Source organism: Sphingobacterium sp. Lzh-3, from assembly GCF_046764375.1.
Classification (GTDB): Bacteria; Bacteroidota; Bacteroidia; order Sphingobacteriales; family Sphingobacteriaceae; genus Sphingobacterium.
The window spans coordinates 1,720,165-1,732,376 of record NZ_CP177226.1 but is presented as its reverse complement, the minus strand read 5'-3'; the positions used below and the strand labels follow the sequence as shown (position 1 = coordinate 1,732,376).

Annotated in this window: 7 protein-coding genes; 3 read left to right on the top strand and 4 right to left on the bottom strand. The window is 43.2% G+C overall.

The window, feature by feature from the left end; translation table 11 throughout:
- Positions 1 to 25: 25 nt before the first annotated feature.
- Positions 26 to 976: a carbohydrate kinase family protein gene (locus tag ACLCDV_RS07035; RefSeq protein WP_411973267.1), complete on the bottom strand. Its 951-nt coding sequence runs from the start codon at positions 974 to 976 to the stop codon at positions 26 to 28.
- Between the two features lie 199 nt (positions 977 to 1,175).
- Positions 1,176 to 2,498: a sugar porter family MFS transporter gene (locus ACLCDV_RS07030; RefSeq protein ID WP_159729307.1), complete on the bottom strand. Its 1,323-nt coding sequence runs from the start codon at positions 2,496 to 2,498 to the stop codon at positions 1,176 to 1,178.
- 291 nt (positions 2,499 to 2,789) lie between these two features.
- Between ACLCDV_RS07030 and ACLCDV_RS07025 the strand changes: the two genes are divergently transcribed.
- Positions 2,790 to 5,543 (top strand): substrate-binding domain-containing protein, encoded by a 2,754-nt coding sequence (locus ACLCDV_RS07025; RefSeq protein WP_411973266.1) that lies wholly within the window; start codon positions 2,790 to 2,792, stop codon positions 5,541 to 5,543.
- 21 nt (positions 5,544 to 5,564) lie between these two features.
- Here the strand turns inward: ACLCDV_RS07025 and ACLCDV_RS07020 are convergent, their stop codons facing one another.
- Complete coding sequence (locus ACLCDV_RS07020; protein ID WP_333577015.1) at positions 5,565 to 5,789, bottom strand: hypothetical protein; 225 nt, start codon at positions 5,787 to 5,789, stop codon at positions 5,565 to 5,567.
- Between the two features lie 194 nt (positions 5,790 to 5,983).
- Here ACLCDV_RS07020 and ACLCDV_RS07015 point away from each other — a divergent pair, with 194 nt between their 5' ends.
- Both ACLCDV_RS07015 and ACLCDV_RS07010 read left to right on the top strand, forming a co-directional pair.
- Positions 5,984 to 7,228: a glycoside hydrolase family 71/99-like protein gene (locus tag ACLCDV_RS07015; protein WP_411973265.1), complete on the top strand. Its 1,245-nt coding sequence runs from the start codon at positions 5,984 to 5,986 to the stop codon at positions 7,226 to 7,228.
- A 3-nt stretch (positions 7,229 to 7,231) separates the two neighbouring features.
- Positions 7,232 to 9,718 carry a glycosyl hydrolase family 95 catalytic domain-containing protein gene (locus ACLCDV_RS07010; RefSeq protein ID WP_411973264.1) on the top strand — a complete coding sequence of 829 codons (2,487 nt, stop codon included), beginning with the start codon at positions 7,232 to 7,234 and terminating at the stop codon, positions 9,716 to 9,718.
- Between the two features lie 189 nt (positions 9,719 to 9,907).
- Here ACLCDV_RS07010 and ACLCDV_RS07005 read toward each other — a convergent pair whose 3' ends face one another.
- Positions 9,908 to 12,163: a GH92 family glycosyl hydrolase gene (locus ACLCDV_RS07005; RefSeq protein ID WP_411973263.1), complete on the bottom strand. Its 2,256-nt coding sequence runs from the start codon at positions 12,161 to 12,163 to the stop codon at positions 9,908 to 9,910.
- Between the last annotated feature and the right edge of the window lie 49 nt (positions 12,164 to 12,212).

The following is a 12,212-nucleotide window of genomic DNA, read 5'->3' as shown; positions in this document are numbered from 1 at the left end:
ACTGCTTCGTAAAGAAGCAGTTCACCTACTGTTGCTTCTGAGCTCCATTGAAGATCGGATGCAACCATTGGAATCGATTGATGACCTCATCGTTATATTCAGGACAAGCCCCCCGGCTCTGTGTCACAAATCCACTTAAAGTCGCCGCAAATTCCAGTACTTCCTCCAGCTGAACACCTTCCTGCATCTGAAACCTTTTGGTCAGGAAAGCCGCCAAAAAAGAATCACCACTTCCGATGGTATCTTCTACCTGAACTTTCAAGGCTGGAAAATGATAACTGATATTGTCTTTTTTATAATGATATACCGCTCCATCTGCACCATAGGTTACAATTGCCTCCTGAATTGCAAAACGCTCCATGATCAGGTCTACACGCTGCTGATCGGTATAGGCATCCGTCGTGCCATTCCAGTCTGAAATAACATGCAGTTCCTCGGCATTCATTTTCACAAAATCAGCGTATCCCAACAGTGTATGTATTTTTTCCGGACCAAAATAAGGTGTACGCAGGTTGACATCCATCACCCGGAAGCGGGCTTTTTCCAGCAATAATAGCAAACTTTGAAAACTTACATCATCCCGACAGGCCAGACTGCCATACACCAAAAAATCCACCGCCGCAACTGCCTCAAGAACAACATTGTCCACCGCTATTCTATCCCAAGCTACAGGATAAACGATATCGTAATGCACGTCGCGTTTTGCATCGATCGAAACCTCTACTGTTGAAGTTGGTAACAAGTCATCGTACTGGAAGAAATCGGTCGGGATACCCAGATCTTCACATACAATACGCAGTTCGTAACCATTATCGTCACGCCCTATGCGCGTTAGCATACGCGTTGTAACCCCCAATTTATTGAGGTGATAAGCCACATTCAAAGGCGCACCGCCTAATTTTTTACCTGTAGGAAGATTGTCCCAAAGAACCTCGCCAAAACAAATACCCTGTATTGATTTATCTCCGTTTTTCATATTTTCTCCTTTTTATACAAAGCTTCGGCCGAGCGCCAAAAACCAAGTAACAAATTGATTATTATATTTCCCTTTAAATTCAATGTTGACAATAGATACACACAACATGTTATCACATTGTCTTTGATTAAATAACTTTCGACAGGCGCCGGTCGCGTCATGGCTACTCCGACACCTATTGCTGTAGTCCAGCTAAAGACTAATGTAGATTGATGGTATGCCCAAGATCTTCCAATGATTTCCCTTTTGTCTCCGGCATAAACTTAAGCACATAAACAAGCTGCAGCACCATAAATAGAGCAAAGATCAAGAAGGTACCGCCGCCGCCGAGCATTTCCGTCAAGGCTGGAAAACAAAAAGTGATAATCGCCGCCATCACCCAATGTGTCAAGCTACCAAATGTCTGCCCTTTGGCACGTACGTCGTTCGGAAAAATTTCCGAAATAAACACCCAAATCACCGCACCTTGCGAGAATGCGAAAAAGGCAATGAAACTCATCAGATAGATTGTGATCGCAAAACCCGTCGTTTGGTTGGTATAAAAAGCATGGGAAACGAGTGCCAATGAAACAATCAGCCCGATCGAGCCCACCAACATTAATTTTCTTCTGCCCACCTTATCGATGAAATTGATCGCCAACAACGTAAAAATAAAATTGACAACCCCTATACCAACTGTCGAAAGTAATGAACTCTGTGAGCCCAAGCCAGCCATTTCAAATACACGGGGCGCATAATATATAATCGCGTTGATACCTGAAACTTGATTGAACAGCGCAAAACAAAAGGCTAATAAAATAGGTTTGGCATTTTCGCGAACGAAGAGCTTGCCTTCTCCTGTGGAATTGTTTTTGGACTCCTGAATTTTTGAAATCTCCAGCTCGTAACCATCCGAATTAATTTTTTTCATAATCCGTGTTGCCTCGGCCAAATTCCCCCTGTGCAGCAGCAGCCATCTCGGACTTTCCGGAATGAGGAAGATCAAACAGAAGAATAACAACGACGGAAAGCACTGTACCCCCAGCATCCAGCGCCAGGACTCTTCGCCAACCTGACCGATAAAATAATTGGACAAATAGGCTATCAAAATACCTAATACAACGTTGAATTGAAAAAGCCCTACCAACTTACCCCGCGATGCTGCCGGGGAGATTTCTGATATATAGATTGGTGCCGTTACCGAAGAGACGCCAACTCCTATGCCACCCAAAAAGCGGAATAAAATAAATATAGTCCAGTCATTCGCCAGTGCACTACCAATCGCTGAAATAAAGTAAAGGGCTGCAACAGCAAATAAGGTATTTTTACGGCCCAATTTATCGGAAGGCAGTGCACCTAATGCTGCGCCGACAACTGTCCCTATCAAGGCGATGGCCATTGTCAGTCCATGCTGAAACTCACTCAAATGCCAGTGCTCCTGAACGGCCTTTTCTGCTCCCGAAATAACCGCTGTATCAAATCCAAATAAAAATCCGCCTAAAGCCACTACAAAGGACCAAGCTAATACCGTGTTTTTGTTCATGTGATGATCTATAATTGATTAATCCAAATTTAACACGTGCTTCATCTTAACTTAAATTTGGACTTCGCAAAAACATTTATTTATGTAACATTTTTTTAAAAACGCTAAAACATTAAAAATCTGACAGTTAAACTAAGTCTGTTTTTTAAAACTTTCACTTTTTAAACAGAAATTTTAGAAAATGATACATTTTTGAAGGTTCCTATTTTAGTGTAAAATATACACTAACACTATCCCTGTTATCCTAAAAAATCTAAATAATGTATATTCGGATATTTAAGGGGAAAAATCATGGGAAAATATTTCATTTTTAGTGGCATATTGACCTTGCTTCTTTTTTGTGGATGTCAACCAATGGTCCGAAAGAAAAAGCAGGTGATCGCTTTTTCGCAGTGTATCGGAAACGATGCCTGGCGACAAACGATGCTCGAGGAAATGAAAAGGGAACTTTCCTTCAATCCTGATATTGACTTTCTTTATCGCGACGCACATGGCGACAATAATGTACAGATCAATCAAATTCGCGAATTAGTCAAACAGGATATCGATCTTCTGATTGTATCCCCAAATGAGGCCGAGCCACTCACGCCAATTGTGGATTCTGTATTCCAACGCAATATACCTGTCATCGTAACAGACCGTAAGACGTCATCCGGCCAATATAATGCTTATGTGGGCGCCGACAATATCGCCATCGGGAAACTGGCCGGTCAATATAGCCGCACGATTTTGCAAGGAAAGGGTTCGGTCGGATTAGTCACAGGACTATCGGGCACCTCGGCTTCAATAGAGCGTGAAAAAGGCTTTATGCAGCAAATTGGAGATGCCACAGCGGTTCGGGTGAGCGGCGTCATTCACGGCGGCTGGGAGAAAAATAAAGCCTATCTGGAAATGCGTAAGCATATAAACGTCATGAGCCAGAGTGATATCATCTTTACATTCAATGATCAGATGGCCATGGGGGTAAAAAAAGCATTGGACGAAGCCCAGATCAAAAAGGATATTAAGATAATTGGTGTTGATGCTCTTCCTGGTCCCGGAAATGGCCTTGAACAGATCATACAGGGCAAAATGTTTGCTTCCATACTCTATCCCACTGGCGGGGCCGAAGCCATTCGAACGGCCTTGGCTATCATCAACCACCAAAACTACCGCCGCGAGAATATACTCGCAACCTCTGTTATCGATAAAACCAACGCGGAGTTGCTTGCCCTGCAGTCGGATAAAATAAAACAACAGCAGCTCGATATTGACAAAAGACAGGAGTTCATTACGGAACAGAATAAGATTTACCAAAGCCAAAAGTCCGTTCTTAATGTATTGGTCGTTAGCTTGGTGCTAGCTGTTGTCTTTGGGGGAATTTCTATTATCGTGATCAGAAGCAACTGGGAAAAGAACAAACATCTGGAAATCCAGAATAGCGAGATTCTTGCGCAACAAAAACAGATCGTCGAAATGAACAGTCAGATTCAGCAAGCGGCAGAAATCAAAAATAATTTCTTCACCAATATCTCGCATGAATTTAAAACCCCGCTAACCCTTATCATCGCGCCTATCGAGGACCTTGAATTACGAAAAGATCTTACCGAAGAGGTCAGAGAACAGCTGTCACGCATCAAACGGAATGCAAAAAAACTACAACGTTTGGTCAGCGACCTCATTGATATCCATCGCATCAGTAAATCGAAGATTAAGCTACATGCGACCATCGTTTACATTGACCCATTTATTCAGCAGGTAATAGGTAGTTTCAAGCCCTTATTTAAGAAAAACAGGATCTCCGTCAGTTATGTCAACAAAACAAGCTTGAAAGAGGTTTGGATGGACGAATACCTGATGGAACAGGTCTTATCCAATTTATTGTCCAACGCGATCAAACATACGGCGGCAAGTGGCAGAATTGAAATTATATTGGAAGAAAACAATTTCAAAGACTATTTCTATCTACGGGTATTGGATAATGGCCTGGGGATTGCCCCAAGTGATATTGAGCACATTTTTGATCCTTTTTATCAGGGCGCCAGTAGCCGTAATGGCTCCGGAATCGGCCTCGCCTACACCAAACAGATCATCGAACTGCATCATGGCCAAATCACTGTGAGTAGCAAACCCGGCCATGGGTCGATATTCACCCTACGTATGCCAATTGGAAATAGTCACTACGAGCCTGCTGAACTGGCCGATTTTGACAAGGGAGAAAAGCCGCTGTTTCAACAAGACGACATAGTGGACGCCACACGAAAGATGGTAGACAACAATCTTTCTTTTCGATCCAACAGATCAAAAAGTATTATGGTCGTTGAAGATAATGATGAGATCAGAGATTATCTCCGCTCCCTCTTAGAAAGGGATTACAATCTTTTCCTGGCAAAAGATGTGCAACAAGCCAATGGAATGTTGAAGACACATTTTCCAGATCTAGTCATTACGGATATTATGCTTCCCGATGGTAGCGGTCTGGATATTCTAAAGGACATCAAAGCATTTTATCAGACCGCACATATTCCCGTCATCTTACTGAGTGCGCTCGCCAACGAAGATACGATGCTCGAAGGAAGTAAATTGATGGCTGATGACTACATTACTAAGCCATTCAACGCCGAATTACTGCGGACACGGATTTCAAACATCCTACAGTCACGCCATCAGCTTAAAGAAAAATACAGCAGCAATGTGGAACAGTTTGATAGCGCTCAAGCGGAGCAGGTCAATGATAACGATAGACGTTTTCTGAACAATTTCTCAGCGATTGTCGAATCCAAATTATCAGACCCGCGATTGAGTGTCGATGGCATTGCCAACGAGCTTCATCTCTCCCGCGTGCAGCTCTACCGTAAAGTCAAACAGTTACTTGACTGCAGCGTCAATGATTACATTATCGAGCGAAGATTAAAGAAAGCCAAAAGCCTCATGGCTGAAGGACTAAACATCAACGAAATATTTAGCAGTGTCGGTTTTTCCTCAGCATCCTATTTCGCTTCGGCCTTTAAAAAGAAATATGGCCAGTCCCCAAGTACTTATAAAAAAGAACTTGATAAAAAATAGCCGATCAGGTGTGCCTACAAATTAAAACTGTCCTTTCCGCTTGAATAAGCAAAAACTGATCAATAGAAATATGACGAGCATCAGCATGTTGCTATAGTCTAGCCGTGCAAAGGAATCATTCTCGGACAGGATATTCATTACCGCATCATAAGCCCCAGTATAAGGGATAAAATTCGAAAAACTTTTCTGTGCGACAAGCACGGAAAAGACCAACATAAACATGCCTATTCCAATTGGGTAGATCATTTAAGATGATCAATTTTTCCTACTCCACAAAAAATTACACAAAAAAAATAGAAATATAACATGCCAATAAAAGGCGGTAAATCTTTATATTCAACTGCGGTAAAATTAGCTATTCACAGCGTATTAATACTTTATTAATGGACTATTAATTGAGTTAATCGATATTTAGCAGAATAACTTAATTATAAATCGATATGATAGCTAAAACGCTTAAATTCCATCTTCTTGGCATCTGTCAACTTTTTTCGGTAGGCTTACTATTCGCACAAAAACAATACGACTCGTATAGCGGCCTTGTTATGGCCGGCTACCAAGGCTGGTTCAATAGTCCTACGGATGGTGCAGACCGCGGATGGTACCATTACCGTGGAAAAAACGGATTCCAACCTGGTTCTACAAATATCGATTTTTGGCCCGACGTCAGCGCCTATCAAATAACCTATGACAGTCCTTTTATGACAAAAGATGGAAAGCCCGCTAAACTCTATAGCGCACATGACTATTCTTCCGTCAACCTTCATTTTAAATGGATGCAACAATACGGAATCGACGGTGTATTTATGCAACGATTCGTGGGTGAGATTGCTAACCCCAGTGGTCGCAACCACTTCAATACAGTGTTGACTTCGGCTATTCGTTCAGCCAATGAATTTGACCGCGCAATCTGCGTCATGTACGACCTTAGTGGCATTAAAGATGGTGACGACAAAATCTTAATGGACGATGTAGCCGCCCTTGAAAAAGAATGGAACCTCAAAAAGCGTGATCGCGCCAAAACCTATCTTTTTCATCATGGCAAACCACTGATTGCCGTTTGGGGTATCGGATTTAACGACGGTCGCAAATATAATCTCAAAACAGCCGAACGGATTGTCAATTACCTCAAACAAAACGGCTATAGCGTGCTTCTTGGCGTACCGACTTATTGGCGTGAATTGCGTCAGGATACCGAATCTGATCCATTTTTGCATGAACTCATCAAAAAATCAGATATCATTATGCCTTGGTTTGTTGGTCGATATAATCAGGCCGGATTCGATCAGTTCAAATCCCTGATCAAAGATGATATGGACTGGTGCAAACAACATCAAATCGATTATGCTCCACTTTGCTTCCCGGGATTCTCCTGGACGAACATGACCGGTAGCTCCCGTGCTTTTGTCCCACGTGATTCCGGAAATTTCTTATGGAAACAATTACAATATAACCTTTCAATTGGTGCCCAAATGCTCTACATCGCCATGTTTGATGAAGTCGATGAAGGCACCGCCATATTCAAGACACTGCATCAAAAAGATGTCCCACTCAATGGAACAGGCTCATTTGTCGGTATTGAAGATAATCTTCCAAATGATCATTATCTTTGGTTAACCGGACAGGCAAGCAAATACCTAAAAACCAAAACCTCAGTCCCCGTAAAACAACCAAAAAGAAACTAAAAGATGAAAATAAAAACGTTCCTATACTGCGCACTGCTACTGATGGGCAACACTACAATTAAGGCACAGCAGTCCACTAAAATAATAGATGCCCCAGCTAGTCAGCGGCAACATAAGATCACGCAATTCTGGACAGACCGCACACAGATTCAATCGGCTGCAAGTCTCTCCGCAGGCCCTTTAACGTTATCCTATGCACGTCCCGCAGGAGTTTGGGAGGAAGCTCTACCGCTCGGTAACGGTCAGCTCGGTGCCATGGTTTTTGGTGGTGTCGCCGATGAACGCGTCCAACTGAACGAAAGTACGCTTTGGGCCGGTCATCCGCAGGATCCCAATAATCCCAAGGGGAAAATGTATCTGCCCCGGATACAGCAACTTCTTTTTGAAGGTAAAAATAAAGAAGCAATCGACCTTGCAGACACAACGTTGATGGGCTTACCCAAAAACATCAAACCCTATCAGTCGCTTGGCGAACTATGGTTTGATATGCCCCATCTTAAAGCTGAACAGTATATGCGCTCGCTTGATCTTGAGCGTGCATTGCAACAAACAAGCTACGTGTATAATGGTGTCAAGTTCTTTCGCGAGTCATTCATTTCAGCTCCTGCCAACGCGATGGTCATGCATTATACAGCAAACAAGAAACAGGCACTCGATTTAAACTTTACCTGGAAAAGAGCCCAGGATTTCAGTTGCACCGCTGATCCGACAGATCCCACACAATTGCTACTTCAGGGGCAGATTGGCCAATCTGCTCATGCCCATGAGCGTGGAACAAAGTTTGCCGCAATTGCAAAAGTAATCCTTAAAGGCGGTAAACTTATCAATGCAGACGGCCGCATAGCGATTACCGGAGCAGATGAGATTACCATCATCGTCACCGCTGCTACGGATTATCCCGGATTGAAGCATATCGCCTATCCACAAACCCCGGTGGATATTGATCCACTTGCAAGCTGCCGCAAGGTAATCAGTAGCCTGAACAAACAGCATTATCAACAGTTAAAACAAGCTCATATAGAAGATTATCAACAGTATTTTAATCGGGTCAAGTTGAATCTTCCAGATCCAGAACAAGATAAACTCGCGAAACTACCCACTGATTCACTCATTCGGCTGACAAAAGAATTGCAAAAGGTACCTAATACCTTAGTCAACAAATTCTTTCAGTTTGGTCGTTACCTTTTAATCAGCAGTTCACGTCCAGGACATATGCCGGCAAATTTGCAGGGCTTATGGGCTTGGCAGATGGATCCACCTTGGAATGCTGATTTTCATACCAATATTAATTTGCAAATGAACTATTGGCCTGCCGAGGTAACCAATCTTTCTGAATTGCATAAGCCCCTATTTGACCTCACAAAGGCATTAATTCCTTTTGGTGAGCGTACCGCAAGCAAGCTCTATGGAGCCAAAGGCTGGGTGGTACATCATCTCACCGATGCCTGGGGCTACACAGCTCCAGCCGATGGCGTACAGGGCATTTGGCCCATGGGATCGGCCTGGATGGCGCAGCACCCCTGGGAACATTATAACTATACTGGCGACCGAGAATTTTTAAAAGTCCAGGCTTATCCTATTATGAAAGGAGCGGCTGAATTTATTTTGGATTTTATGGTCAAAATCCCCCAAGGTAAATCATTTGCCGGTTATTGGACCACCAACCCTTCGCATTCCCCTGAGAATAGTTTTATCCTACCATCGGGTGAAGTTTCCAGTTTTACCTACGGTGCCACCATGGATACACAGATTATCCGCGACCTCCTGCAAAATTGTGTTGAAGCCACAAAGCTCTTAGATTGCGATCCTGATTTCAGACAACGCTGTCAAGCTGCCTTAACCAAACTTATTCCAACACAAATCAGCAAAGAAACAGGTCGCATTATGGAATGGATCGAAGATTATAAAGAGACTGAGGTAAATCACAGGCATACGTCACATTTATTTGGTTTGCATCCGAGCAACCAGATTTCAATCGTTAATACGCCCGAACTAGCCGAAGCTGCAAAAAAGACGCTATTAAGTCGGGGCGATCATGGCACAGGTTGGAGTCTGGCCTGGAAAATCAATATGTGGAATAGATTGCATGACGGAGAACATGCCTACCGCTTATTGTATAACCTGATCAGTGATAAGACACTGCCCAATCTGTTCGATAATCACCCACCCTTCCAGATTGACGGGAACTTTGGCGCAACCGCAGCGATTGCCGAAATGCTGCTGCAAAGTCAGGTCAGGGACAAAAACAACAATTACCTCATCGAGCTGCTACCCGCTTTAAGCCACAACATGGATCAGGGAAGCGTAACCGGACTTAAAGCAAGAGGTAATCGTACGGTGAATATACAGTGGGAAAACGGTAAGCTTAAGAAAGCCGAAATCCTTCCCAGCAGTAATGGTCCAGTCTGTATCAGTTATGCAGGTAAACAGATCGAACGGAATGGAACAAAAGGTACAGCAGTCTTGATTACCCCCGATATGTTTCAATAAGAGAGTGTTCATCCAAATTTGAGCTGCTTACCATAATTTTGGTTATTCAGTTTAAAGCAAGGTGAACATCTTATCGCAAATAGCTAATGGAAAACAGCTATCTATAAACAAAAGCGCTGTTGATCGTTGATCAACAGCGCTTTTTATTTTTTTACTTTCTGGCATACACATGCTGGTAAGCAGGCTTTGTTAGTTCCCCCAATTTCGATTTGCGCTATCCCCCATCACAAATTCCAATGTACCACCTTTCAGCACATCGGCATGGGTCAATTGTGGAACGTTCAGCGGCTGCCCATTTAATTTCGCCGATTGAATGTATTTGTTTTTTGCAGATGCATTCTTGCCGATAATGACAAAAGACTTGCCATTAGGAAGCTGTATGCTCACTTTCTGAAAAAATGGAGATCCGATGCTGTAGGAAGTCAGCCCTGGTGTTACGGGATAGAAGCCCATTTGGGAAAAGACCACAAAAGCAGACATCCCGCCACCGTCTTCATCGCCAGGTACCCCCATTAGATCGTTTCGAAACCACTCACCGATCAGTTTATGGATCCGTTTCTGTGTCATCCAAGGTTGTCCGGCATAATTATAGAGATAAGGAATATGCAAAGCCGGCTCGTTCGCCATGGAAAATTGTCCAACATTACCTGTATGATCGGGAAGCTGCGCATAAAAATCAAATTTCGACCGACCCAAAGGCTGCTGAAACATCTCATCGAGGTACTTGACAAACAATTCATTTCCCCCCATCAATTTGATCAGATCCGGAATATTGTGCTGTACATCCCAGCGATAGATCCAGGCATTGTTTTCACCATAATACTCGCGTGCTCCCTGTCCGCCAGAAAACACATAATCAAAAGGCATGATAAAATTTCCCTTGTCATCTTTGGGATGGAAAAATTTGGTCTGTTCGTTGAAAAGATTTCTATAATTGAAAGATTGCTTCATAAAGAGATCATAATCAGCCTGGATACCCAATTCTTGAGCAAGCTGTGCCAAACACCATAAGTCATAAGAAGTGCCCAAGGTTACAGCGACAGGTTGTCTCCGTTCAAAACCGTTTACTTCTGGTATCGTTTCTTTTTCACCTGGGTACAATGCTGGAATATAGCCTTTCTCCTTAAAAAATTCGTCTAATTTCCCCGCGGCTTTACCCGACCAAGGAGCCAGCGTCTTTTCTGTAATCGCACCTTTTGCTGCCAGATAGGCTTTCTTGATATCAAAATTACGCACGCCTTTGCGGTATGCATCCAACAAAGTTGCTACACCATGGTTGGAATTCATCCTTCGACTATCACCGGTAATCTCAGGGAAAGTAGGCAGCCAAGGCTGCTCCATTTGTTCAGACATCCGGACAAAAGAATTGAGGATCAAGGATTCTGTGCCAGGCTCCAACAATACCCGTAATGGATGATGTGCACGGTAGGAGTCCCAGATCCAGTCATCGGTAAAAAAAGGTTTGCCCTCGTCCTGATGTACCTTACCATCGAACGCACTATAATAACGGCCATCCTCAGAAATATTGACTGGGCGTTCATAGGTGCGGTATAAGGAGGTATAAAACACATGTTTATTAGACTCATTGTCGCCTTCCACAGCTATTTTACCTAAAGCGTCGTTCCATATTTTACGCCCTTTTTCAGCGAGCTTCTTTTGATCAAAGTCGCTGATTTCACGCTTTAAATTGGCTTTTGCCTGTGCGACATCGATAAATGAAACGCCATATTTCATGCGCAGGCTAGTCCCTGCCTGATTAAACTCCAATACCATACAGGAACTCTTACCAACAGCTTCTGTTGCATTTTCCAGTTGTTGCCCCTGCAGTCGCTTTACCGCAACAGGCTTGGATTCGGGAATAGCATAAATATACACGTGCGTACCATTACCAATATCCTGTGTACCCGAAAGTCCCTGTCCGTCCCATTGAAGTTTCCCTTCCTGTGAGTTGAACTGAAGGTATTTCGTCGAAGTTGTCGGAAACGTAAAGGTATACATCCCCGACTGATGCGACAGCGCATAGTCTACCTGAATATTCTCTTGATCCAATAGCACCGAATAGGCATACGGATGTATTTCCTCCTGATCGTAACTATACAGTTGTACCGGTTTCAAACTGCCTGGCAATTTCACCATGGGACTAAGATTGAAAGCCGATTTTCCACGATGACTGGTAACGATAAGCGGCAGACCAAACAGACGGTCTGACGTATAGTCTCCCCGCTCAGGATAAACGCGCAAAAGGCTGTTTGGCAAGTGAACCGTTGGATAGGTTGGTACCAATAAATGGCTGATGTTTCCCATATAAGGATTGACATAATCAACATAATCTTTCGTCATTTTAGCTTGGGAAAAACCTTTTAGCATACTGACCGAAAGAAGAGAACAGCAACATAGTGTGCGTAACAATGTATTGGTTTTACGTTTGATATTCTTCGTTAGCATTTTAAACAATTAAGTGTTCGATGGTTTAAGGGCGAAACAGTTGTTCCGC